Raw genomic sequence first — 25,861 nt, forward strand, 5'->3', positions numbered from 1 at the left:
AGTTTTTAGTTTAATTCATAAAAGCTTTTTGATTCAAGCTCTTTTCATTTACACTGATTTTAAAATCAATGCGTGATTTAAATTTATCCTTTTCTATATAATATAGATAAGAATCATTTTCTCGGCCATTCCGTCCTGCGACCACTCCGTGGGTCTCATGATGTGGAGACACACTTTGTCATCTTCTGGCCGGACAGGCCTAATTTTTGGTTACTCAAATTAATTGCTAAAGTTTAATTACTATTTTATTGTCTCATCAAATATATATTTGATGGATGACTACCCACTTTTAGGATAAATCATCAGGTTCTTTGTCGCTTGTTAACGACAAGATATATAATACCATGGTATTTTATCCTTGTCAACACTTTTTTTAATTATTTATTACTTTTAATATTTTTTGTCCAATATTAGCCCAGGCTAACGTTTGTATTTCATCGTTTACTTCATCTGTAAATAAATTTTTATCTAGCCTTTTAATTTGCTTTTCTATGTTTTGGCTAAGTCTTTCTACATATGCTGGTATATCTTCTTTGACTGGTTTGTCTACATCATAGATTCTTGGAAGTTTTGTAAATTCTATTAGATGATTTTCTTTTATTTTATCTCCCACCAGATTATATAGCCCCTCTATTTCACTTGTTACTACTAATTTATGACAAGCTAATGCCTCTATTGCAATCAATCCTAGGGCCTCAAAGTATGATGGCAAGACAAAAATATCTGCATGTCTTAAAAGATTTGCTAATTTCATCTGATCAAGGGCATGGCAAATTACTAGTCTTGGTGAATGATTGGCTAATTCTTTCATTTTGTGGCAAGATTCTAAATCTGCATTTCCTACCATATGTAGCCTTATCTCTGGATACTTTTTTTCTAGTATTGGTAGAGTTTGTACTAGTTCAAATACACCTTTTGACTGGCTGATTTTGCCTGCATAGACAATATCAATAGTATCTTTCTTAATTTTTTCTTCTGTAGGATAAAATACTTTTTCATTGTATCCGCCACCTACGTTGTGGATTTTTTTCTCATCTACATCTAGTAAATTTATTATAGCTTCATCTTCTTGGTCAGTAACAGTAAGTACATAATCTAGATCTTTTATGTGATTTAGTCTTTTTAAAAATTTGCTGTGTTGTTTTACTTGCCTAATATCTGTACCGTGGGAAATGCCTATAACTTTTGTGTCCTTAAATATTTCTCTAACCAAGTCTGTTATTAAAAATAAGTGGTGGGATATAACCATATCTGGATTAAATTCTTTTTTTATTTCTAATAGCTTTTTTTTGAAATTGTCTAAAAGAATATCGATTTGTTCTTCTGTCATTTGGCTATAAACTGTTGAATCATATGGCATTAAATCGCTCATCCCACAAATTCTAAAGGGCATGGATTCAGTATTATAGTAAACGGGCTTTAAAATGTCTGCCTTTACTTTGTTATCATAAATTTCTTCTGTGCCAAAAACTGCAGCATTTTCTATGCCTAGATTATTTAGGCTATCTATAAGATTTGTAAAATATACTCCACTGCCGGTTTTGGCTGGAAGTTGGGTTAGTACGTGTAATATTTTCATTTTATTTGCTCCATTTGATAAATAAGCTTAATTGGATCACCAATTTTTTTGTCAAAATCGTCGTTTAATAACAAAACTTTTAGTTTTTTATTTTTGTTTTCTACAAACAATTCTATGGTGCTGCCCATGAATATGATGTCTTTTATTATGAATTCTTCACCATAATCTGAAATTTTAACTTTCTCGGGTCTTACAAATGTATTACCTATTATATTTTTTTGACCTACAAAGTCTAAGCTTTTTTTATTGGCTGGGTTGTTATAAATTCTTTGTGCCGATCCCTGATCTATGATTTTACCTTGGCTAAGAATTATAACTTCATCAGCCATCTTAAAAGCCTCGCTTTGATCGTGGGTTACAAAGATTGTTGTTAAATCAAATTCTTTGTGAATTCTTCTTATGTCTAATTGCATCTTTTCCCTGAGTTTTTGATCTAGGGCAGAAAATGGCTCATCCATCAAAAGCAATTTTGGTTTTACAACTAGGCTTCGAGCAAGCGCAACCCTTTGCTTTTCTCCACCAGAAAGAGCAGCAGGTTTTCTTTTTTCATATCCCTTTAGACCAACCATTGCAATAGTTTTATAGGCTAATTCTTTTTTCTCATTGGCATTTAATGATTTTTGATTGAATTTTAGCCCGTACATCACATTATCTAAAACAGTCATATGGGAAAATAGGCCTAGGGATTGGAAAACAGTAGAAACTTTTCTTTGGTTGGCTTCTAGCTTTGAAATGTCTTCGCCATCTAAAATTATCTCTCCCTCATGATCAACGAATCCGCCAATTGAATGAAGGATTGTGCTTTTTCCAGAACCAGAGGGTCCCAGTAGGCACAAAAATTTTCCCTTTTCTAAATTTATATTTATATTATCCAAAACCTTATTTGACCCATAATTTTTGGATAAATTTTTAATTTCTAAATACATGGGCTAACCTCTCTTTTAAGCTACCATTTCCAAAAATCCAATTAACTAATACATTAAATATAAGACATATGACCATAATTAAAAGTGCAATTACAGAACCTTCTCCATATCTTCCACTATTTATAACATCAAACATGACTAGGGTTAAAAGTTTCTTGCCTGGATAGACTAAAAAAATAATTGACCCAACTGTTGTCATAGTAGTTGTAAATGAATTTATCATAGAAATACGCAAGGATGGTTTAATATTTGGTATTATGCCGTCTTTAATTTCATAAAAAGTATTTGCACCTAGGTCTCTTAAAGAATTTATCATATCTATATCAATTGATTTCATAGCGGTATTGCCCACCCTACTTGAAAATGGCAATTGTTTAAAAAGCACATTTAAAACTACAATTGTACTTGTTCCGATAATCATAATAGGAGGAGATTTAAAATAAAGTAAGTAGCCTAAACCAAAAAATGTACCTGGAATTATATAAGGCATATTTGAGATTAAATCGATTACTTTCATAAACTTACTTTTTTTAATTATTAAATAATATCCAATAAGCATACCAATCAGAGTTCCAACAAGGGCTGAAATTAATGAATATCCTATAGATCTAAGCATGGCATCGTTAATATAATTTTTGGCACGGGATAAATTATCCAAAGAAAATACCAAAGTTCCTTTTTTCATAGTTGTAAAGGCGCTTAAGATAATTGAAAAATAAAGGCTTACTAGTAAAAGCAAGATTAAAATCCCTATAAATTTAAATAATTGATATACAAATCCCCTTCTTTGAACATGGATTTCAGAAAGACTATTTGGATTTGCTGTTGAGGATTTTTCTTTATTTAAAAAATTTACTATCAAAAAAACTATAATAATTGGAACTAAAAGCAAAACATTTAAAACACTGGCCTTGGACAAATTTCCATTTGCAATTACTTCAAAATATGATTCTAAGGCTAAGACATTAAATTTGCCTCCAATAATAGATGGTGTGGCAAAATCTGACATTGATTTAAAAAAACTAAGCAGGAAAACTGTAAAAATTCCATTTTTTAGCTGAGGTATTATTATATCCAATATTATTGAGTTGGTATCTGCACCAAGGCTCCTTGCAGAATTTATTACATCTTTTTCCATATTTTTTAGATATCCCAGCAAAATTAAGCAATTTAGAGAAATAAATGATAAAGTTTGCATAAAAATCACTCCCCACATATTGTAAGGATTTGTGGATAGATTAAGTAAATTATGAGTAATAAATCCTCGGTGTCCAAATAGGGTAATATAGCTTAAGCTTGTTACAAATGGCGGGCTGATAAGGGTTAGTAAAAGGATAAAATTAATTATTTTTCTATATTTTTTGCTAGTTAGGTATGTAAAAATAGCTAGCATTGTGGAAAGGAAACAAGAAAATATAGAAGTCAATATCCCCATTTTTAAGGAATTTGCCAAAATATTTTTATTTGCCAAAATATCTTTATAATAGCTAAAGTCAAGACTGCCTTCTATGATAAAACTTTCCTTAAATACGCTCACAAAGGGCAGTAATATAAAAAATATTACCGCCAATGCCAAAATAATTTGTATTAAAATGTCAAAAAAATTAATTGTCTTTGTTTTTTTCATAATATGTACATATAAAATAAACCAAGGCTAGGCCTTGGTATTATCTTATTCTTCGCTAGCTTTGTCTCCAGCAATTTCTTTGAATTTGTTTAAGATTTCTTCTCTTTCTGATCCAAATGTTGAAAGGTCTTGCTCGATTAGTTTATCTTTTGGTAAGCCTAAATCTAATCCTTCAATGTCTGGAACTATCAGTTGGTTTGTATCTTTTCCATCAATTTCTGCAATCATATTTTGAGCTTTTTCGCTTAGCATAAAGTCAATGAATGCTTTTGCTATGTCAGCATTTTCGCTATCTTTAAAGATTGCAACTCCTTCTGGAACCCAAGGAATTCCATCTTCTGGATAGATTACTGTTAGACCATAGTCTTCTGCTGCATCAAATGCTTTTTGGTCAACTGGGATAATTCCAATTCCAAATTCGCCTTGAGCTGTTTTTTCTTGAGGATCTTTTCCTCTTTTTGAGTAAAAGTCAATGTTGTCATTAATTTGTGAGAATAATTCCCAACCTTCTTCTTTGCCATATAGGTCTAAAAGTCCTTTAAGGGCTGCGTAGTTTGTACCAGAAATAGCTGGGTTTGACATTATAACTTCGCCTTTGTATTTTGGATCTGCTAGGTCTTTCCAAGTTTTTGGGGCTTCTAGTCCTTTTTCTTCAAGGATAGAATTATTTACTACAAATCCAACAACTGTAAGTCCTTTTGAGAAGTAGTATCCATCTTCATCTTTGTATTCTACTGGAAGTTTATCAGTCATTTCTGATTGATATTGTTCTAGTAGTTGGTCATCTTTTGCTGCCATAAATGCATCAAGACCACCACCGAACCATAAGTCAGCCATAGCTTTTCCCTCAGCTTTTGTTCTAGAAATAACTTCTCCACTTGACATTGATAAAAATTCTACACCTGCACCAGTTTCTTTGGTAAATTCATCAAATAGTGGTACATATGAGTCACTTGTTGCAACTACATTTAATGTTCTTCCTTCAAAATTTAGAGCTTCAGCTACTTCAGTTTCTTCTTCAGATGCCTCTTCTTTTTCATCTTCTGTTTCTTCTGTAGTTTCTTCTGCTTTATTCTCTTCTTCTACATTTTGCTCAACAGCTGTTTCATTTGTTTGAGATTCTTCTGTTGGTGCTTCACTAGTTCCACAAGCTGTAAGTGCAAAAAGTGCAGCAAGTGTAAAAGAAAACTTACTAATAAAATTACTTTTCATATTTCCTCCTTAATAATATTAGTAAGTTTATTATATATTATATTTATTTTTATTCAAAGATTAGATTAAATATTGGGTCTATCATTAAGATTTATATGGCAGTAGCCTGTAGGATTTTTTTCTAGATAATCTTGGTGGTAGTCTTCTGCAATCACAAAGTTTCTTAGTTTTTCCACTTCGACTTTTATTTCTTTATCTTCTTTCTCTTGTTTTTTATCTAAAAAGTTTTTAGCCATTTCTAAGTCATCTTCATTTTTAGAATAAATTCCTGTTCTGTATTGGCGACCCCTATCATTGCCTTGCTTATCAATTGAAAATGGATCGATAATGTAATATAAATATTCTAAAAGTTTTTCTAAAGATATTTTTTCATCATCGTATTTTATTTCTACTGTCTCTGCATGGTCTGTGAATTTAATTTCTTGGTAATTAGTTTGATCACTTTTACCATTTGCATAGCCTACTTCTGTATCAGCTACTCCATCAATTTCTTTAAAATATGCTTCTACTCCCCAGAAACATCCTCCTGCTAAATAGATTTCTTTGATCATTTTTTCCCCCTTAAATAATTGGTACGATTAACACTTCTTGTTCTAAAACTCTTAAGTGATGTTGAAAAGGAACTGGCTAGTAAGACTCCAAATGATATGGATCCTGCAACAACAATTGTGCTATAAAAACTAGCTATGGCCAACTCCGACTGGTTGTTTACAAAATAACTCATGGTATTATATATACCTTCTCCAGGAACAAGATTAATTATGCCTGGAATAATAAATACTGAAGCAGGATATTTTAGCCTTTTTGCAAGCATTTCTGATACAAATGTTATGCATAAGGCTGATAAGAATACTGCTATGTATTTGCTACCAGTTGAGTCAATTACAAATTTAAATACAATCCAACCCATGCCCCCATTTATAGCTGAAACCAAAAGAGTTTTCATGGGTGCTGAAAATACTATGGCAAATCCAACTGTTGACATTATTGCTGCTATAAATTGTAATAAATATGACATTTAGAATAACCTCCATATAGAAATAGGTGTAGCTACTCCAACAGCAAGAGCAATTGAAATTAAAATTGCCATAGCTGTTCCTGTTATACCACTTAAAGCATCCCCACTCATCAAATCCCTAACTGCATTTGTAAGCATAACTCCAGGTACAAATGCCATCATACCACCGATGATAAGGATATTGATACTTACTGGTGTAATTTCATTTACTAAAAGAGCTAGTAGGGAAAGTATCATCCCATAAAGAAAGTGGACAACAAAAAAGTTTATTTTTTTTCTTTCTAAAAATAAAGAAAATCTAAAGGCCAAATACCCAATCACAAAAGATGATATAGTTTCTATTATATTCCCCCCAAGCAGAATCGAATATGACCCTGCTGCGATAGTTGCTCCAAAAACTCTTAGAGGGGTTGGCATACTTTTTTCTTTTTTTATCATGGCAATTTCTTCAAGGGCTTCGTAAAGAGTAAACTTTCCAGTCGTAAAATTTCTTGAAAATGTATTTACCTTATCCACATAAAACAAATTATTACCACGGTTTCTTACCCTACGCATATTTGTGTGGATCTCGCCCTTATAAGAAAATGAAATTATAATTGTATTAAAAGTTGAAGATACATCCACATCCTTAATGGATTCCTTTGATCTGATTATTCTTTCAACAGTATCTTCTACCCTATATATTTCAGCACCATTTGCCAGCATCAAAGCCCCCGCTGATGCTGCAATTTCTGAAAGTATTACCGCTTCTTTCAGAGAAGTAATTTTTTCATTAGTCATCTTCTATCCTTTTCTAAAATTATGTTCTATAAATAACTTTGCTTATATTTTTTAATATTTTCCTCAGTCAAAAACTCATAAGCCTCATTTACCTTAGTAAACATTTCTGTTGCACCTGGATCCTTATTTATGTCTGGGTGATATTTTTTGGCAAGCTTTCTATAATTTAGCTTAACTTGGTAAATATCAGTATCTACACTAAGGCCAAGTATCTCGCAAGCTTCTTCATATTTTTCCTTAAAACCGATGTTATTTACACCAGTGTATCCAGAATATCCGCCTTGATTGTATCCTTGATTATAAGTTCTTGAATTTTGATAACCACCAAAGTTTCTAACAAATTCTTCAAAACGACGATTCATTTCTTCTTGTTGACGACGGGCTTCTTCTTCGCGCTGACGTCGACGCATTTGCTCTTGTTCATATTTATATTTATTTGAATAATCTGAAATGCTTTCGTATCCAACTTTTTGACCAGTAATCATGGTATCTGCCCTATCATACATCCATTCTGTAAGGGTGTAGTTTATGTATCTTAAAAAAGAAATAAATTTTGGTCCCAAAATCGGTATAAAAATTACCGCAAAAATAAAATACATTACTTCTTTTGGTAACAATAAAGGAATGATTGGGAAAATAAATATAGTTGAACAACCAAATACAAATATCATAAATAATAATTGTCTGATTCCTTCAAAGGTTACAACTATAACATTCATAATATTAATCAATACATTAAAAAATGTACCTAATCCTGTTGCAAGTCCGTGTAAGATTTTTCCTAAAAACTTCATAATTTTTCTCCATTCCCTAAAATTATATCAAAGTTTTCACTTTCTTTAAAATAAAAAAAGAATGGTTATAAAACCATCCTTTTTAGCCAAATAATTCTTGGTTGTTACTATTATATAGATTGTAGTAAATTCCTTTTTTATCCAAAAGTTCTTTGTGATTTCCACGTTCAACTATGCCATCATAAGTCAAAACTAAAATCTCATCTGCATTTATAATTGTAGATAGTCTGTGGGCAATTGTAATTGTTGTTCTCCCTTTGGATAAGGTTTCAAGAGATTTTTGGACAATTGCCTCGCTCTTATTATCTAAAGCACTTGTTGCCTCATCTAAAATAAGAATAGGTGGATTTTTAAGAAATACTCTGGCAATAGAAATTCTTTGTTTTTGGCCACCAGATAATTTTACTCCACGTTCACCTATATGAGTATCCATGCCCATTGGCAAGTCTTTTATAAATTCAGTTGCGCCTGCTAGGGCTGCTGCTCTTTCAATTTCTTCATCACTAGAATCATCCTTACCATAGCGGATATTTTCTTTTACAGTTCCACTAAATAAATAAACATCTTGTTGGACAATACCGATATTATCTCTAAGGGAATCTAGGGTTAGGTCCTTAATATCAACTCCATCTATTTTTATAGTACCCTTTGAAATATCATAAAATCTAGGTATTAATTTTGAAATTGTAGTCTTACCAGCACCTGATGGACCAACTAGGGCAATATTTTCACCAACATCTACAGAAAAATTAATATTTTCTAGGACGTATGGATCATCTTCCCCAGCCTCAGGATATTTGAAGTAAACATTCTCAAAATCAATCTTACCTTTTACATCTGTTAGCTCATTTGCACTTTCATGATCAAAGATAGAATTATCCATCTCCATAACTTCTGTAAATCTTTCTATACCAGTAGTACCAGCTTGAAATACGTCAGTGAAATTTATAAGTCTTTCGATAGTTGTAACTAGCATATTCAAATACATAGTAAAGGCAATTAATTCACCAGGACTAATTTGCCCGTTAATTACAAAAAATCCACCAACAAAAATCAAGATTGCATACATAAGTCCAGCAAAGGCTTCATTAATCATGAAAAATCCAGCCATATCAAAATACCTATCTTTTTTAATGTCTACAAATTTGTCATTATTTGTTTGGAATTTGGATTTTTCTATATCTTCATTGGCAAAAGATTTTACAACAGAAATACCTAAAAGAGTATCTTCCACACCAGAGTTGATATCCCCAATTTGTCTTTTAACTTCCATGGTAGCCTGTCTAAATTGCTTTCTTTTTTGGCTTGAAACTACAAACATAATTGGAATTATAATATATATTATTAAAGAAAGTTTCCAATTTATAGTTAGAAGAACTACAAATGATAAAATTAATTTAATGGCTCCAACCAACATTTCTTCAGGCACGTGATGGGAAAATTCTGTAATATCAAATAAATCTGTTGTAATCCTACTCATCAAAGCACCAATACGGGCATCGTTAAAAAATTCTGTGTCCATGGTTAGCAAATGATTAAATACATCTGCCCTCATATCTCGTTCTATTTTTGCCCCCATTATGTGGCCTAAAGACTGCATAAAATATCTTGCAGCTACTTCAATTATTTTTGTAACTGTATATACAATTCCTACTTTTACCACACGGCTTGCATCAAGTAGTCCTAATTGGGCCCAGTCTGTTAAATTTGATAGCAAAAGTGGCAAAACTAATTGAGAAACTGTGGTCAAGGCTGATGCAAACAAGTCAGCAAAAAGTATCTTTTTATATGGATTATAGTAGGGTAAGAATTTTTTAATCAAATACTTATTACTATAAGTTTTTTTCTGCATAAATCCTCCTTTATAAAAATCAAATAATATTATTATTGTACTCTTTTTTATAGATAAATCTTAGCAAGTGTTATTTATATATATTTTAATAAATGCATAAAAATTTTACACAAAGTTTACAATATTATATAAATTTTATAATACTCATCTTATATAATAATTTTGAAAAATTTTATGGAGGTTTTTATGAAAAAAAATAATAAATTAGTTTTGGCCCTAGCTATCGCAAGTGCAAGTGCTGCAATTTTTCCAGTTCAAAATACATATGCAGCAGAAGATACTGCAATCTTAGAAAATAAAAATGCAATTGTAGAAAGCAATGAAGTTCATGATGATGCCAGCATTTATGAAACTGAACTTACTTCTACTACATATGCTTCAGACAATTACTTTAATTTCACAGATGATGAAGTAACTTTTCCTAAAAATGAAGCAAATGTAAGAGAAAAAGACGGCACAAACAAATTCAACAGAGCTACAGAAACTGACAGAGAAACTTTCGGAGAAGATAAAAACGTAACAGATATTGACCCAGAAGTTGCCAAAAAACTTGAAGAAACAAATGGTGAGTACGGCAAAAAAAATGGCGAATATGCAAATCACAATCTAAAATCAATCACTACTCCAATCAAAAATATCGTTGTAAATAACGGTAAAAATGAAAATGAAATTGCTGTAACATGGTTTGCTAAAGGTGATGTTACAGAATCAAAACTAGTTTTTGATGGAAAAGAATATGCTCCTACTAGAGCAAGAAAAACTGGAGATAAAAATGGATACAGCACTTATACTGCTATTGTAAATATCACTCCTGGTAAAACTTATAATTATTATGTTCAATCAGGATCATACAAATCAGAAACATACACACTAAAAACCAAAGCTCTTGGAGAAAATAACGAATTTAAAGTTGCTTACTTTGGTGACCCTCAAATAGGATCTGGAGATAGTGTTTGGGATTCAAAAGGACTTAATAAAAACACTCAAGCAAAAGTAGACCAAGATAAGATAGACTTTGCAAAATCAATTGACAAAGCTCGTGAAATGGATCCTCATTTTTACCTTTCAATGGGAGATAACGTTGAAATTGTAAACTATGAAGGTGAATATGATTATTTCTTAGATAATGATTTATTTAAAGAAAGAGTATTCTCTACTGTTGTTGGAAACCACGAAACATACGTAGATGATAAAGCTGGCAGCCAAAGAAACACTGTTTTTTCTGACCACTTCCACCTACCAAACGAATCAAAATTAGGCTCAATTTCTAAGGTAAACGAAGATGGCACTCCATTCTATGTTTCTGGAGACTACTATTATTCTTATGGTGATACACTTTTCTTAAACATTAACTCAAATGTAAATGATTCTAAAGAACACGAAGCATTTATCAAAGATGCAATTGCAAAAGCTACAAAAGAACGTGGCAAAAATTTCTCATGGAAAGTGGTATCCTTCCACCATGCTCCATATTCAACAGCAACACATACCTCTGATGATGATATACTTCAAAGAAGACATGAACTTGTTAGAATATTTAATGAAAATGGAATTGATATTGTACTAAACGGCCACGATCATATCTACACAAGAACTGGCCACATGATAGCTGGAGAACAAGCTTTATCTTTCAAAGATGCTTATGGTACAGATGCTGATGACAAAAATGCTAACATTAAAGAAAATTACTCAGAAACTTACAACAATAGAATTTACAAAAATGGAAAAGTAATTGTTGATGGTATCAAATTAGATTACGACAATAAAGAAGTAACAAATCCACGTGGAACACTTTTCCTTACTATGTCTGCATCAGGTGGAGCAAAATTCTATAACCCAATCGGAGAAGACCAATGGTTTGTAGAAAGAAGTTTAGATGATAGAAGCCAATTATTCTCAAATCTAACATTTACAAAAAATCTATTCAACATCCAAACAATGGATCCATATGGAAAAATTGTAGATTACTACACAATCCACAAAACAGACGAATTTATCAACAATCCTCTATTACAAAAAGAAGTTTCAAAAGCAAAATTAGAAGCTTCTATCCAAAAAGCTGAAGCTTACAAAATCGTTGATACAAAAGAAAATTTAGACCTATACAACGATGCAATCAATAGAGCAAAAGAAGTACTAAACGCTAGCTACACAAGCCAAGAAGAAATTGATGCAGCTATAGAAGTACTTAACACAAGACTTTCAAACTTTAACTACCAAGCTGAAAATACAGTTGATGGCAAAAAACCAGCTAAAGAAGTAAAAGGTGAAAAAGCACCAAAAGCAGCTAAAAAAGAAAGTAAATCCGACAAAAAAGAAGATAAAAAATCTGATAACCCAAAAACAGGTGTAGCTACACTAACAGGAGTTTATGCAACACTTTCACTTGCTGCAGCAGGTTTATTTGCAACAAAAAGAAAATAATAAATAAGAACAAAAAAACAAACTCAGAATCAAAACTGAGTTTGTTTTTTTAGTGTTTATTTACATATTAGCAGCTTTTTCTAGCCATTCTTTATCTTCTGGATCTGCAGAATATCTTTCTTTTTTATCAAGGCTAGCTAGAGCATGCATATCATCTTCAGATAGGTTAAAATCAAATAAGTCAATATTTTCGTAAATTCTTTCTTCATGTGATGATTTTACTAAAACCATAACCCCTCTTTGGATATTCCATTTTAGGGCAATTTGTGCTGGGGTTTTTCCATATTTTTCTCCCAAGTCAGCTAATACATCCTCATGTAATAAGTTTGATTTACCCTGAGCAAGTGGACCCCAAGCTTGGTGCAAGATTTTATTTTCTTTTAAGAACTCATGAGTGTCCTTATCTTGCAAGTGCAAGTGGCTTTCTAATTGGTCAAGAACTGGAACAGTGCCTTCTTTTAATAATTCTGACATTTGGTCAATAGAAAAGTTGCAAACACCAATACTTTTTATAATTCCTTGGTCCTTGTAATCATTAAGAACTTTCCAAGCTTCTCTAAAATTATCTCCGTACCAGTGTAAAAGTGCCACATCTAAGTAATCCACACCTAAATCTTTTAAAGAACCTTCGATAGATTCTTTAGCTTTGTCAGAAGAATACGCATTTGGCCAAACTTTTGTAGCTATTTGATAATCTTCACGATTTTTGCCATAGGATTTTAAATATTTTCCTAAAAGATCTTCATTTTCATAAAACTTTGCTGTATCAAAATATGTGTAACCAGCCTTTAGGGCAGTTTCTATGGCTAGGTCCATTTCGCTTTCTTCTTTAATTTTAAATGTACCAAAACCTATTGCAGGTACTTTTGTGCCGTCATTTAATGTAAAATAATCCATAATTTTCACTCCTTTTGATACATATATACCCCATTGTGTTATAATTTTAGTATGAAAACAGTTTTAATTACCGGTTCTTCTAGGGGAATAGGCGCTGCCATTGCTAGAAGGCTAAATGATGAGTACAAAATAATAATTAATTACAACAAAAGTAAAGATAAAGCCATGGAGCTTTTGGATGAGCTAAGATCTACAAATCCAAATGTTATCGCCCTCAAGGCTGATGTTTCTGATGAAAATGAAGTTGAAAATATGTTTGCTATTGCTGAACAAAACTTTGGCCATGTTGATATTTTGATAAATAATGCTGGCATTTCTCATTTTTCTCTTATCCAAGACATTGACTTTGATACTTGGAAAAATGTTATAAATACAAACCTTAATTCAGTTTTTTTAAATAGCAAACGTGCCATCCCAAATATGATTTCAAACCAGTATGGAGTCATAATAAATATGAGCTCTATTTGGGGAGATTTTGGAGCTAGCATGGAGGCTCTTTATTCGACAAGCAAGGGTGGGATAAATACTTTTACAAAGGCCATGGCAAAAGAACTTGCCCCTTCTGGCATCAGAGTAAATGCTATAGCCCCAGGTATTGTTGATACGGATTTGATGAGAAATGATTTTACGAAATCAGAACTTGAAGACCTAAAAAAAGAAGTTTCTATAAATAGATTTGCAAAGCCTGAGGAAATTGCTGGTCTTGTAAGATACTTAATTTCTGATGAAGCGTCTTATATTACAGGAGATATTATTCATATCAACGGGGGTTTTTATTAAAAAATGCACCTAATCTAAGGTGCATTTTTCTTTTAATATTTGCTAAATTCTTTAAAATTGTACCAATAAATTATAGAATCAGTAACTTTTTTGCCCTTTGCATCCTCTATAGCCTCCTTGTAATAGGCTAGTTGGTTGCGATAGCTTTCTTCTCTTTTAGTATTATCAGTTTTAAAATCTAAAAGGACAATGTGATCTTCAAACTCAAATAAAAGATCGATTTGACCGTTGATATAGTAATAATTTTCGGGATTTTTATCATCTATATGCTTCATCAAAAATGACTCTTCATGGAGTATTTGTATGGCGTTTTTACCTAGATTTATTATTTGATCGTTATTAAAAAATCCTAAAATCTTATCGATTTCTATAAGGTCTGCTTCTTCTTGTGTGATTTTATAAAGGTCAATTAGTTTTTGAAGTTCCTTATTAAATTCTTTTTGTGTATAAGATTTTATAGGAAGATTTTGGAAAATTCGATGTATTATTGTTCCCTTATCTGCAGGGCTAAATTCGATTTTTTCTGCCATAAATTCTGGGGTTTTAAATTCAAATTCTCTTGCAAAGGCCCAATAATTTTCCCTTTCTGCCCCCTCATCTTCTACTATATAATTTTTTGAAACTTCTGTAACAGATTTTTTGAGAGGGTCTTTTGTAGCTTCAAGATATTTATATGGTGCAAAATTTTCTTTCAATTCTTCAAACAAGCTTCCCTTGTAATCATCATTAATAAGAGACTTCAAATTGATATCAATTTTCTCTTTCTCTTCTAAATTTGATTCCATTTCACTTGATAGATTAATTTTCACAATGCCATTTAATTCATCAGTGTTTGAAAACTCGCTTATTTCTTCTAAGATTTTATCATTTGAAATAGCCTTTAGTATCCATTCCAAATGCGAGTTTAGTTTTAAATAATCCTGCTCTCTTGTAAGTTTTTTGATAGTATCATTATAAGATTTTAGGCTACCTGATACTACTAATTTATTTTCTGCTCGAGTTAGGGCAACATATAAGATACGCATTTCTTCTCTCAACATTTCCGATTTGAGTTTTTCAATTATTAGCTGATAAGTTGGGGATTTGACCCAGACTCTTAAGTCTTCATCCACTAATTTAAAAGCAAAACCAATTTCAGAATCAAAGGCATACATGTATTTATCATCTTTTATGCCCATTTGCCCATCAGCATTGGCAAGAATTACAGCCTTACTTTCAAGACCTTTTGATTTGTGGACTGTCATTATTCTTACAAAATTTTCATTTTCTGTAAGTGCCCTACCTTCAAGGTAGTTATTGTTGGTCTGACTTAAATCATCGTAGTATTTCAAAAATCCAAATAGACCATTATCATTGTTTTGGTCAAATTCTCCCATAAGGTCAATTAAGTCTTCTACATTTTTTATGCGTTCATTCGACCTATCTCGTGCCTTTAAAAATTCATAATATCCTGAGTCTTCAAATAAATGGTTTGCAAATTCATAGAGGTTCATAAGTGATGATTCATACCTAAATTGGTCAAAGATTGCTATAAAATTTGTAATCCTGTAGGCTAAGTCTTGGTCAAAATAAACTTGTTTTTCTCCTTTTTCCGCTAAAACTACTGGATCTAGGGCCTTATTGTAATTATAAAAGGCGTTGTTAAAGCTAAAAAAGTTTGAAAATAGTCTTATTTTTGCAATATCATCCTCATCAAAATCAAAAATTTCACTTCTAATCACTGCTAGTAGGGTGATGTCATCGTATGGATTTGCTACAAATTTTAGCATATCAATAAAGAAATTCGCTTCAACACTTATTGCATTTTTATTTTGAATTTCATTTTTGACAGGAATACCAGCCTCTTTTAGGGCTTTTTCGTAAAGGTGGGCCTTTGTTCCAGTTCTAAGTAGGATAATTATGTCCTTATAGTCATAATTTTTACTTACTTTTTCTGTAATCCCATCTTTTTCTTCTTCTATGGTGTATTGTTCATTTTTTAATTTTAAAATGCGGTCAGCTACAAGATTATATGGGTCGTCAGATTTTTCTGCTATATCAATTTCTACTTTATTTTCTGCTGGGTCAATTTCCTTAAAATAATTTAGCCTGTGGCCATCTTTGTAGTCAATTCCCGAATTATCTAAAGTCATTAACCTATCAAAAACATAGTTATTAAAGTCCAGAATATCTTTTTCTGTTCTAAAGTTTTGGCTAAGGTCAATTCTTAGATTTTTGGAATCAGCATTTTCATCCAAGGGATAAGTAGCAAGTTTATCTAAGAATAATTCTGGATTTGCCCTTCTAAAACCATAGATAGATTGCTTTACATCACCTACAAAAAATAAATTATCATCCTTTTTTAATTTATCGACAATATAGTTTTGTACATCATTGGCATCCTGATATTCATCGAAGAATATAAAATCAAATTGTTTCTTAATTGGCCTAAGATTTTCTTCATCATCAATCAAATTTATAAATTCATGCTCTAGGTCATTAAAATCTAGACCATTGTCTTCGTTTTTTTTAGCCTTATAAATATCAGCAAATGTTGTAACTAAAATTTTTAATTCATCTAGGATTTGTTTTTCTTTTTTCCTGTGCTTCTTAAAATTTTCTCCACTTGCAAGATCAATTTCATTTATAAATCCTGCCATGTGGTTTGATGCAATATCTCGTGTAGCCTTAAGATCGTTGTAACCCTCACCCTTGTCTATTTTGTTATTTTTTATTTGAGAAATTTGTTTTATGTTAACTTTTCTGATAAGGTCAGCAAATTTTTCCCAAATATGATCAGAGATTGCCTCTTCTTTAGAGATATTTTTAATAAGTTCATGGGCATTTTCTACATTTGCATATTCTTTTAATAGTTCATCTCGCAAGCCTTCACTTATTTTGTCAAAGTGGTTATGGTTAATTAAAAGTCCATAATTTTCATAAATACCACTAAATTCCTCTATTTTTTCACGTCTATATATTTTATAGCTGTCATTTTGACTAAAGTATTTTTTTATAACTTTGTCTGGATTTACCTGATCCATTATTTTTTCGTAAGCAAACTGCACGGTTTTTTTTGCATTTTCATCATTACGAGATTTGCCAAAATTATTTATAAAGGTCTTGAAACCTTCGCTTGGATTTTGATAGGAGCTATCAAAAAGCTCGTCAATGGCATCTATTTTTAAAATTTGGGCTCTTTTATCATCCAAAATCCTAAAATTTGGGCTAATATTATTAGTTTTGTAAAAATTTTCTCTAAGCATATCTGCACAAAATGAATGAAGAGTTTGTATATGGGTTTTTCTAAGTCTTTTTAGTTGGTCTTTTAAAAAATCTTTTTGATTTCCATCCGCATCCTTATAGGCTTTTTCTAAGTTTTTTTGAATCCTAGTTCGCATTTCTGCACTGGCCTTGTTGGTAAAGGTTACAATAATCATAGAGTCGATATTCTTTTTATCATCTGTAACTAGTTTTATAATCCTATCGACCAAAACTTTTGTTTTCCCAGATCCAGCTGCAGCTGAAACTATAATGTTTTTATTTCTTGTATCCACTATTCTTTTTTGATCTATGGTTAACTCAGTCATTAGCCCCACCTTTTTCATTTAGTATTTTGCTGATGTCTTCTTTTTTAAACTTCTGAACTTCCCTAAATCTATCTTCATCAATCACTGGATCAATTTTACAAATGCCTCTATATTTGCAATAATCACAAGTAGTCCTTTCCCCTTCTTTTACTGGCTCAAGATTGATTTTCCCAGCTTTAATATCATTTATCATAGAAAGTGTACTTTGCCTTACAAATGCATAAAGATTTTCTTTTTCATTTTCATTTAATATTATATCATTAGCCAGATTTGTTGATTTGATGGATGAAAAAGTATGGTCAGCATCTTTATCAAATATTTGGAAAAATTCTGCTTTTGTATCTTTTTTAGCATTAGCATTGTCTAGGTCTATAACTAAGCCCTGCATCTTATGGTTTTGAAGTTTTTTACTATCAATTTCGTTTTTATCGTATTTTACATTCATTGCACCAAAGTTTTCTATCTCATCTTTAAGTGGCAAATAAAATGAACCGATTGGTATAAATTCAGTTTCTTCTAGGCTAAGTAGATAGATTACCAATTGGAAATCCAGCCTATTTAATACATGGGCTATAGAAAATTTCTTATCTCCCGTTTTATAATCAATAACTCTAACGTAATTTTTTTTGCTTGGATTTAGTTTTTCGTTTATCCTATCTATTCTGTCAATCCTGCCGATTAAGGAATTATCATGGTCAAGCTTTACTTCTGGAAGCAAGCTGTCTGGATAACCAAAACTTTGCTCAGCGCTTGATACTATAAAGTCACTCATCTCAATTTGTTTTTTGATCCTAGAATAATTTTCCTGGCTTTTTTGGAAAATATTATCTGTGGTGATTTGATTGCGTGGGTCATCGATGCGGATTTTTTCCATATGATCTTTGATAATTAAATCATAAGTTTGCCTATCTAGGTCTTCTGGCATATTTTCAATATCTTGATCAACAAATAATTTTGAAATATCTTCCAACACTCCATGGACAATGTTTCCCTCATCTCTTGCATCCACTTCAAATTCTTCTTTTTCAATTGGTTTTATACCGCGCTCCACAAAGTGCTGGTATGGACATCTTGAAAATTTATCAATTTGTGATGCTGACCATTTATTTTGTCTAAATAAATTATTTGATAGGACATTTTCTAAGTTTTTCTTATTATTAGTATAAAATAAAGCCTTGTTTAAAAGTTCAAAATCATCTAATAATTGCAAGTCACTTTCTTTGCTGTGATCTTTGCGGATAATTGTAAAATAAGCTTTAATTAAATCTTCTTCCTCATCAGTTAACACTTTTCCAGAACGGTTTTCCCTTATTAAATCAAGGACGTGTTTGCCCAAAACATCTTTTGAATATTTAATTTCTAAGTTTTCTAGGCTTGATAAGTCGTGAGGATAGATTCCTCCAAAGATATTTGAAATTTGGTTGAGTATCGATGCTTGTTCTAATTTTTCGCCCTTTTTATCAGAATTAGCATATGAAAGGTATAAATTATTTGTTCTGGTAAAAATTTTGTAAATGTCTCTGATTTGCCTTTCTGCTATGTCTTCATCAAAAAGTTTTATATCTAATTTTTCACGAAGAATAGCCTTTTCATTTTCATTAATAAGATCATCATTAGCATTTACTTTTGGAAAATATGCATCGTTTAGGCCAAGAATAATATTATTTTCCCTGTTTGCAATACTTGATCTAGACAAATCAGAAATTACCACGTGGTCCTTGCTTGGAGGGATGATACCAATTTTTGTATTTTCTGATGCAGATTCTATTAGCCTATAAGCATCAGATAGGCTGATTTTTCTATCCCCCATTATGGCAATAAATTGATCTAGAATATAGATAAATTTTTCAACTGCCTGCTCATTTTGCTGGTATTTTTCAAGGTAATCGCCTTCTTTAAGGAAATTTTGATAGTTATTAATTCCCCTTTTAAATACATCATTTGAAATAAATTTATAGATGGTGCTGGCAATTTCACGAGCAGATTGGTCTCCATTACGAAGTTTATATAGCTTATCAAATAAGTCTAAGATTGCTTGTCGGATTTGATTTACACGTTCATTTTCTGATTTTTTGTACTTAAATCTATAATCATCTACCCCATAAATTTTGCCAAAAAACTCATCATCAAATGCAAAATATTTATCTTTTGTAAACATAGAGCCTTTTATATTTCTCTCATCAAGGTAGGTTAAAAGGCTTGCTACATTTAAGTTTTGATTGTTCTTAAAATAGAAAATATTTGATGTTAGAAAATATGATAAATCATCAATTTTGTAATTAAAAATTATTATCCTTAGGGCTGCAAGATATGTTTTTATAATGTGATTATCAATAAGAGTTATTGTGTGATCCAAAAAATAAGGAATCTTATTGCGGGTAAAGACTTTTGCTAATTCGTTTTCATACTCACCCTTGTCAGTATAATAAATAGCATAATCTTTGTAGCGCATATCATTTTCTATTACTTGTTTTTTTAAAAATAGGGCGATATTTTCTACTTCCTTTGTAGTGGATGGATTTTCTAAAACTTTTATATGATTTAATTTATAAAATAATTTGTTTTTTCCATCTATATTTTTCTCGATTTTTTCTAGCTGATTAAGGTATTTCTGATCCATTTCTTGATAATTATATTTTTCAAAATTATCTGCTAAATGCTCAATTTCTGGGTTTGATTTTGTATCTAATAACTTATCAGCTTCTATAATTTTTATTTCAAAATCATGATTTAATCTATCTATTTGCTGGTAGGCACCGGCAAACATTTCTAAGTCCATGCCCATTCTGTTATAAATATATTTTGGATCTAGGTTTAGAGAAATGCTGACTATTGCTCCTTTTTTTATCAAAGCATCGATAAGATCCATTTGAAGGTCTGAAAAAATATCAAATTTATCAAAGTAGAACCTAGATCCTGCTAAAAAATCAGCATTTTCAATTTTTCTAATAACAGTCCTTAGCCTATCTTCTGTGTCGATGTACTCATCCTTGATGGCTATTTGGTAGCTGTCATAGATTAATTTTATTTCTTCAAATTTATATTTTAATTCTTCCTCTTCAATTTGGGTATCAAATATTTTTTCAAAATCACTCTTTTTTATATTATTATCTTTAATTTGGGAGATAATATCCGCTAGATTTTTAGCAAAGTCTACATTTTTGTAATTGTCTCTAAAAAGTTTTAATTTGTCATTATTTTCCTTTAATATGTTTGTAATTAGCATTATCTTTGCATTTGGACTTAGGATTTCTTCCTTATTTCCACCAACCCTATCGATGATAAACCTAGAAAATGAATTAAAACTTAAGATTTTTGCATCCATTACCGTCTTATATTTTATAGATTCAATAAAGTCTATATCAGTCTGTAAAGTGTATTGTTCTGGAACAATTAAAAAAGATTTTTTCTTTTCTTGGATGTCTTTTTCTATTTTTTTGTAGATATAGCTACTATTTTTTGCTGGATATTTTGAAACAATTAGATCAATCATATTTTCCTTCCTTAGGCAATTACATTTACTTTTGAACCCTTGGCTTGATCATATTCTACAAGGATTTTTGCATCTATGGCATCTTTTAATTCATTTACGTGACTGATTAGTCCTACAAATTTGTTGTCATATGAAAGTTTTTCAATTTGTTCTATGACTTTTCCTAGGTAATCATCTGATAAAGTTCCAAATCCCTCATCAATAAAAATCGTATCTATGCTTATTCCACCATTTTCAGCACTTATTTCATCAGAAAGTCCTAGGGCTAGTGATAGTGAAGCTAAAAATGATTCACCTCCAGAAAGAGTTGAAGCTGGGCGAGTTTTACCAGTATTTGCATCTAGAATTTCTATATCCAAGCCTGATTGAGTTTTTAAACTTTTTGCCTCGGATGTACGAATCATAGTAAATTGTCCATTTGACATTTGTAAAAGTCTTTGGTTGGCATAATTCAGAACTCTGTCAAAATAATAAGTTAGAACAAAGGTTTGAAAATCAACCTTTTGCCTACCAGCTACCTTTCCTGTCGCACCATTAGCAATCTCAGCTAATTTATCAAATATGACACTTTCTTTAGATATAGATTCATATTTTTTTTCTAGTTTCTCTATATTTTCTAATATGCCTGTAATAGATAAGATTTTGAATTTAAGATTTGAGATTAAATCACTTATTTCTTTGATAGAATTATTTACAAGAGTGATTTTTTCCTCTATTTCATCTAAATTTATCAAATCCATGCCCTCAAATTCTCTTAAATTTTTGTAATTAATCTTTAACTCATTGAGGATTTTAAAATAGTCATCGATTTCTTTTGATTTTCCGGATATTTCCTCAAAAAGTCCTAGATAGTACTTGTAGTCACCATGTGAGTCAAATTTTTCTTTGATTTTTTCATTTAATTGACTTTCTAACTCACCAATATTGTTCTCTAAATTTTCTATATTTTTTGCAAAATTTGAGATATTTGCCTGATTTTTGCTTTGTTCGTTAATTAGCTTATTATGAACTTGGTTGATATTTTTTATTTCCTCATCCAAGCTATTGATATTGATATCTAGGTTTTTAACTTCTTTTGCCAAGCTATCCAAATCCAAGTCCTGCATCTTTTCTTTATTAGCATGATAATAGTTTTTTAAATCTTCAGACTCTTTTGTTTTTTCCCTTAATTCTTCTGATAAATTTCTAATTTTTTGTGATTTATGAGTGATATTTGAAATCTCAGTTTTTAAAATTTGGACCTTGTCTGTGATTTCATTAATTGTATTTGATAAATTTTCTTTCTCTTCATTGGTATTTTTAATTTGATTTGTTAAATTATTTTTTTCCAAATCTAGTTCATCAAGTGATTTTGTCTCTTTTATGGATTGCTGATAGATTTGGTTTTGAGTTTCTACTTTTGTTATTGCCTGCTTTATCTCTGATAATTTAGCATTTACCATATCAATATCAATTTTACTTACAGGCATTTTTTCAAAATGTTTTTTATGGTTTTCTCCACAAACTGGGCATATTCCTGAATTATTTAAATCATCAATTAGCTCATTAATTTGAATTATTTTTCTGTTTTGCTCAAATATTTCTATATCTTTTTCCAGCACTTTTTTCTTATTAATATTAATTGCTAATAAATCATCATTTTCCTTAATTTTTTTCAATAACTTTTGATTTTCTCTATAGGATTCTAATTCAGAATTTACTTGCTTTTCAGTTTCTAGGAGTTCAGATAGACTTTTTTCTAAGATCAAGGATTGGTTTCTTTTCTCATCTAGGGAATTATTTAAATCGTACAAGTCCTTATGTTTTTGGTCTAATGATTCTTTTAGCTTATCATAATCTTTTGATAAGGAACTTATATCCTCCAAATCTTTTTCAATTTGCTGGTAGAGCTTTTCTTTTTTTCTAAATTCTTCTAAGCTATTTAAAGTGTCGCTTGTCTTTGTTTTTAAAATTTTAAGTTCATCTAATTTTTTATTTTTTTCATCAATTTTTAAATAATCTTCATCTGACTTAGATAATTTTTCTTCTATGTCCTTGACTAAATCATTTGCTTTTTTAAGATTATCCTTATTTTCTAAGAGATTTTGTTTATTTTTGTCTAAATTTTCTTCTATGAGGCTAATATTTTTTGCAAAATTTGCCTTTTCAAATTTATCTTTTAGGTCGGTGAAATAATCCTCATCCTTTAATTTTTCTTCCAAATCAAAACTTACTTTCCTAAATTTCAGGATATTTTCATTTAAGGTCTTATCTTTTTCCCTTTGTTTGACAAGGCTTGCGTACTTTATATTTTCTGCTTCTAAAAGATTATTTTCTTCGCTTAATTTTTCTTCATAAGACTTATTAATTTTACTAATTTTTGATTTAATAGATAAAAAGTTGTGGGAAATACGATCGCTTGGGTCAATAGCAACATTTATCTCATCATCTTTTTCAAGTTCATTTTGTAAATTTTCATCTATATATAATAAATCTTTTTTGCTTTTCTGAGATTTTTCTTTAATGGCTTCCTGGATTTTTTGATAATTGTCAGTTTTAAAAATTTTACCTAAGAGCTCTGTTCTCTCTTTAGAACTTGCCTGCAAAAATTGTTGAAATTCTCCTTGGGCTAGGAGCATCACTTTTGTAAATTGGTCCTTATCCAGACCAATTATTGATTTTATCTGACTCTCTACATCACCGATTTTTTCTGCAAGTAGGGTTTTCTCATTGGTAATATCATATAGGCTAGCTGCATGAGATATATTTTGATCAACCTTTGATTTTTTGGCTCTTTGGCTGGGAATTCTTTCAATCTCGTATATTTTGCCATCTGATTCAAAACTAAGTTTTACATAAGTAAAAAAATCTTCTGGACCTAGAAAATCTGATCTTAGCTTATCCATAGGTATATTTCTTGAAGTTTGCCCATAAAGAGCAAAACTTATTGCATCAAAGATTGTAGTTTTCCCTGATCCAGTATCTCCTGATATAATAAATATTTTTTTTTCATAGAGACTGGTAAAATCTATCTCTATTTTTTCCTTGTAGGTTATAAATCCCCTAAATTCCAATTTTATAGGCTTCATTCTATAACCCTTCCTATGATTTCTAATTGTTCAGCAGTCAATTCTTCATCCATTTTGTACTTATAAAATTCTTTGAATAAGGCCAAAGTATCCTTATTTTCTAAATCTAGATTTAAATCACTTGTGGCATTAAAAATCCCTTTGTTTTTGTAGGTGATTTGAACTGCATGAGGGAAAATTTCTTTTAATTTGCTCATGGCATTATCAACTGTATGGTCATCTTCTAGTACAAATTTTATGTAGTCATCGCTTGGACTCATCTTTATTATCTCATCAAATTTGCCCTCGATAATCCTAAAATCTCTTAAAGGATTTATAGGCAGATCAAAAGTTGTGACTTTATCTGTAATATCAACAATGCTTACACTTTTGTTGGCCTTTGTCTCATCAAAAGAATATTTCATAAAGGTGCCTGCATACCTAATTTTAGGGTCAATTACAAAATGTTTGCCATGTAGGTGTCCTAGGGCAACATAGTCAAAATTTAAAAATAAATGCCCGTCCATGGCATCGGACCCACCAATAATTAAAGGTTTTTGCCCCTCGGTATAGGCATCTTCTTGCTCAATCCCTATATTATTTGCATAGCAATGGGTAATAAGCACATTGCGATCTTCATAGATTTTGTCCTTAAGCAAGGCCTTATAAAGGTCGGTAAAGTTTTCTATTTCTTCATCAAATAAGATTTTGCCTTGGTTTAGGGAAATATATGGGATTAGGTGAAAATTTATTTTGCCGTATTCATCTTCCAGAGTAATTATTTCATCCTTATACTCCCCATATAAATGGTAATTGCGCTCTGTGAAAAAATTTGTATTAATATCCAATCTTTTGGCAGAATCATGGTTGCCACTTACTGCAAGGACAGTTTTATTTCTCTTAAATATTATTTCATCTATAAAGTTAGAATAAAGTTTTAAGGCATCTACATTTGCAATTGTCGTATCAAATATATCGCCTGAAATCATTATAACTTCAACATTATAATCATCAATTATATTTAAAATCTGATTAAGGGCGTATTTCTGGTCTTCGATTAGTGAATAATTTCCAATATATTTTCCCAAATGTAGGTCTGATAAATGCAACAATCTCATGAATGACTCCTTATGAATACATATTCATTTTTAGTGGAGTTAAATGGATCATATTTATAATCATTTACAACAAGTTTTTTAATCTCTTCTGGATCTTCGATTTTATTTTTAATTATGGTCTTTAGCATTTCACCACGAGCCTGCTTCATCCAAGCTGTATAAGATCTAAGCTTGCCATTCTTATCATCTTTAAAAGATATAGAAATAAATTTATCATCCTTTTTTAAAAATGGTCTAATGGTTTTTGTATATTCTTTGCTGGCTAGATTTATAACTATGTCATCATTTTTATACAATTCATCATATAGGTCTTTGCCCCAGAATTCGTACAAATCCATATCAGAATTATCAAAATATAGCCTATAATCAGCCATACCTGTCAAAGGCTTTAGCAAACCATATAAAGCAGAAATTATATAAACATGGTCATTCAAGTAATCCAAATCATCAAAGTCATCCCTAGAAAATTGCTTGAAAACTAACCCATCATATGCAAAAATTGCTGGATTGTCTAATTTTTCGAAGTCAAATTCTTGGTAATCATAGTAGGCTTTTTCTGTTAATTTATCGTTAGTTCTATTGAGATTTCCCATATCATTCATGGAATATTTTTTTAATTTATCTACCAAAATTTTAGTTTTTTCAGGGAAAATTAAATCTTTAGTTTTAATTCCTTGATTTTCTTTAAAAGTTTTTGCAGGTGAAATAATTATTTTCATCGAAATTCCTCCATTATATAAATTAT

The 25,861-nt window shown here is 30.7% G+C and carries 17 protein-coding genes; 2 read left to right on the forward strand and 15 right to left on the reverse strand.

All coding sequences use genetic code 11. The features are described 5' to 3' along the window. Positions 1-373: 373 nt before the first annotated feature. The 9 genes from OC526_RS07620 to OC526_RS07660 form a co-directional block, all read right to left on the reverse strand. The gene (locus OC526_RS07620) at positions 374-1,579 is read right to left on the reverse strand and encodes a glycosyltransferase family 4 protein (RefSeq protein WP_262123255.1); all 1,206 of its coding nucleotides are present in this window, start codon (positions 1,577-1,579) and stop codon (positions 374-376) included. Beyond that, entirely contained in the window at positions 1,576-2,505 is a 930-nt protein-coding gene (locus OC526_RS07625) for an ABC transporter ATP-binding protein (RefSeq protein ID WP_262123256.1), read from the reverse strand. Before OC526_RS07625 ends, OC526_RS07620 begins: the two co-directional genes overlap by 4 nt. Continuing rightward, on the reverse strand, positions 2,489-4,132 hold the full coding sequence (locus tag OC526_RS07630) for an iron ABC transporter permease (RefSeq protein WP_316043780.1): 1,644 nt from the start codon (positions 4,130-4,132) through the stop codon (positions 2,489-2,491). Before OC526_RS07630 ends, OC526_RS07625 begins: the two co-directional genes overlap by 17 nt. A 45-nt stretch (positions 4,133-4,177) precedes the next feature. Beyond that, positions 4,178-5,344, reverse strand: a complete 1,167-nt coding sequence (locus OC526_RS07635) for an ABC transporter substrate-binding protein (RefSeq protein WP_262123258.1) — start codon at positions 5,342-5,344, stop codon at positions 4,178-4,180. Between the two features lie 65 nt (positions 5,345-5,409). Continuing rightward, positions 5,410-5,895, reverse strand: coding sequence for a peptide-methionine (S)-S-oxide reductase MsrA (gene msrA / locus OC526_RS07640; protein WP_262123260.1), 486 nt, complete (start codon positions 5,893-5,895; stop codon positions 5,410-5,412). Then, positions 5,892-6,362: a threonine/serine exporter family protein gene (locus OC526_RS07645; protein ID WP_262123262.1), complete on the reverse strand. Its 471-nt coding sequence runs from the start codon at positions 6,360-6,362 to the stop codon at positions 5,892-5,894. Before OC526_RS07645 ends, msrA begins: the two co-directional genes overlap by 4 nt. Then, positions 6,363-7,142, reverse strand: a complete 780-nt coding sequence (locus tag OC526_RS07650) for a threonine/serine exporter family protein (protein WP_262123264.1) — start codon at positions 7,140-7,142, stop codon at positions 6,363-6,365. It abuts the gene before it with no gap. 26 nt (positions 7,143-7,168) lie between these two features. After that, complete coding sequence (locus OC526_RS07655) at positions 7,169-7,936, reverse strand: J domain-containing protein (protein ID WP_316043781.1); 768 nt, start codon at positions 7,934-7,936, stop codon at positions 7,169-7,171. 82 nt (positions 7,937-8,018) lie between these two features. Then, a complete protein-coding gene (locus tag OC526_RS07660) occupies positions 8,019-9,788 on the reverse strand; it encodes an ABC transporter ATP-binding protein (protein ID WP_262123266.1) in 1,770 nt (589 codons plus the stop codon). Between the two features lie 186 nt (positions 9,789-9,974). On the opposite strand from OC526_RS07660, the gene OC526_RS07665 reads away from it, so the two are divergent. Next, entirely contained in the window at positions 9,975-12,212 is a 2,238-nt protein-coding gene (locus OC526_RS07665) for a metallophosphoesterase (RefSeq protein WP_262123268.1), read from the forward strand. A gap of 60 nt (positions 12,213-12,272) precedes the next feature. Here OC526_RS07665 and OC526_RS07670 read toward each other — a convergent pair whose 3' ends face one another. Further along, on the reverse strand, positions 12,273-13,109 hold the full coding sequence (locus tag OC526_RS07670) for an aldo/keto reductase (protein ID WP_262123269.1): 837 nt from the start codon (positions 13,107-13,109) through the stop codon (positions 12,273-12,275). A 51-nt stretch (positions 13,110-13,160) separates the two neighbouring features. Here OC526_RS07670 and ymfI point away from each other — a divergent pair, with 51 nt between their 5' ends. After that, positions 13,161-13,889, forward strand: coding sequence for an elongation factor P 5-aminopentanone reductase (gene ymfI, locus OC526_RS07675; protein WP_262123270.1), 729 nt, complete (start codon positions 13,161-13,163; stop codon positions 13,887-13,889). Between the two features lie 32 nt (positions 13,890-13,921). Here the strand turns inward: ymfI and OC526_RS07680 are convergent, their stop codons facing one another. Genes OC526_RS07680 through yaaA form a run of 5 tightly spaced genes read right to left on the reverse strand, consistent with a single transcriptional unit; the run spans position 13,922 to position 25,835 of the window. Then, entirely contained in the window at positions 13,922-17,458 is a 3,537-nt protein-coding gene (locus tag OC526_RS07680; RefSeq protein ID WP_262123271.1) for a UvrD-helicase domain-containing protein, read from the reverse strand. Then, positions 17,451-20,951, reverse strand: coding sequence for a PD-(D/E)XK nuclease family protein (locus OC526_RS07685; RefSeq protein WP_262123272.1), 3,501 nt, complete (start codon positions 20,949-20,951; stop codon positions 17,451-17,453). Before OC526_RS07685 ends, OC526_RS07680 begins: the two co-directional genes overlap by 8 nt. A gap of 11 nt (positions 20,952-20,962) precedes the next feature. Beyond that, a complete protein-coding gene (locus OC526_RS07690; RefSeq protein WP_262123273.1) occupies positions 20,963-24,019 on the reverse strand; it encodes an AAA family ATPase in 3,057 nt (1,018 codons plus the stop codon). After that, the gene (locus OC526_RS07695; RefSeq protein ID WP_262123275.1) at positions 24,016-25,116 is read right to left on the reverse strand and encodes an exonuclease SbcCD subunit D; all 1,101 of its coding nucleotides are present in this window, start codon (positions 25,114-25,116) and stop codon (positions 24,016-24,018) included. The genes OC526_RS07690 and OC526_RS07695 overlap by 4 nt, the downstream gene beginning before the upstream one ends. Beyond that, positions 25,113-25,835, reverse strand: a complete 723-nt coding sequence (yaaA, locus tag OC526_RS07700; RefSeq protein WP_262123276.1) for a peroxide stress protein YaaA — start codon at positions 25,833-25,835, stop codon at positions 25,113-25,115. Before yaaA ends, OC526_RS07695 begins: the two co-directional genes overlap by 4 nt. Positions 25,836-25,861 lie beyond the last annotated feature (26 nt).

Origin of the sequence: Anaerococcus sp. Marseille-Q5996, from assembly GCF_946893725.1 — a bacterium.
GTDB classification, from domain to species: domain Bacteria; phylum Bacillota; class Clostridia; order Tissierellales; family Peptoniphilaceae; genus Anaerococcus; species Anaerococcus martiniensis.

What these genes read in the sequence shown, in the direction of transcription:
- OC526_RS07680 (WP_262123271.1), bottom strand. Translation starts at nt 17,458, where the DNA reads ATGACTGAGTTAACCATAGATCAAAAAAGAATAGTGGATACAAGAAAT.
- OC526_RS07620 (WP_262123255.1), bottom strand. Translation starts at nt 1,579, where the DNA reads ATGAAAATATTACACGTACTAACCCAACTTCCAGCCAAAACCGGCAGT.
- OC526_RS07660 (WP_262123266.1), bottom strand. Translation starts at nt 9,788, where the DNA reads ATGCAGAAAAAAACTTATAGTAATAAGTATTTGATTAAAAAATTCTTA.
- ymfI (WP_262123270.1), top strand. Translation starts at nt 13,161, where the DNA reads ATGAAAACAGTTTTAATTACCGGTTCTTCTAGGGGAATAGGCGCTGCC.
- OC526_RS07670 (WP_262123269.1), bottom strand. Translation starts at nt 13,109, where the DNA reads ATGGATTATTTTACATTAAATGACGGCACAAAAGTACCTGCAATAGGT.
- OC526_RS07665 (WP_262123268.1), top strand. Translation starts at nt 9,975, where the DNA reads ATGAAAAAAAATAATAAATTAGTTTTGGCCCTAGCTATCGCAAGTGCA.
- OC526_RS07685 (WP_262123272.1), bottom strand. Translation starts at nt 20,951, where the DNA reads ATGATTGATCTAATTGTTTCAAAATATCCAGCAAAAAATAGTAGCTAT.
- OC526_RS07650 (WP_262123264.1), bottom strand. Translation starts at nt 7,142, where the DNA reads ATGACTAATGAAAAAATTACTTCTCTGAAAGAAGCGGTAATACTTTCA.
- msrA (WP_262123260.1), bottom strand. Translation starts at nt 5,895, where the DNA reads ATGATCAAAGAAATCTATTTAGCAGGAGGATGTTTCTGGGGAGTAGAA.
- OC526_RS07655 (WP_316043781.1), bottom strand. Translation starts at nt 7,936, where the DNA reads ATGAAGTTTTTAGGAAAAATCTTACACGGACTTGCAACAGGATTAGGT.
- yaaA (WP_262123276.1), bottom strand. Translation starts at nt 25,835, where the DNA reads ATGAAAATAATTATTTCACCTGCAAAAACTTTTAAAGAAAATCAAGGA.
- OC526_RS07690 (WP_262123273.1), bottom strand. Translation starts at nt 24,019, where the DNA reads ATGAAGCCTATAAAATTGGAATTTAGGGGATTTATAACCTACAAGGAA.
- OC526_RS07625 (WP_262123256.1), bottom strand. Translation starts at nt 2,505, where the DNA reads ATGTATTTAGAAATTAAAAATTTATCCAAAAATTATGGGTCAAATAAG.
- OC526_RS07630 (WP_316043780.1), bottom strand. Translation starts at nt 4,132, where the DNA reads ATGAAAAAAACAAAGACAATTAATTTTTTTGACATTTTAATACAAATT.
- OC526_RS07635 (WP_262123258.1), bottom strand. Translation starts at nt 5,344, where the DNA reads ATGAAAAGTAATTTTATTAGTAAGTTTTCTTTTACACTTGCTGCACTT.
- OC526_RS07695 (WP_262123275.1), bottom strand. Translation starts at nt 25,116, where the DNA reads ATGAGATTGTTGCATTTATCAGACCTACATTTGGGAAAATATATTGGA.
- OC526_RS07645 (WP_262123262.1), bottom strand. Translation starts at nt 6,362, where the DNA reads ATGTCATATTTATTACAATTTATAGCAGCAATAATGTCAACAGTTGGA.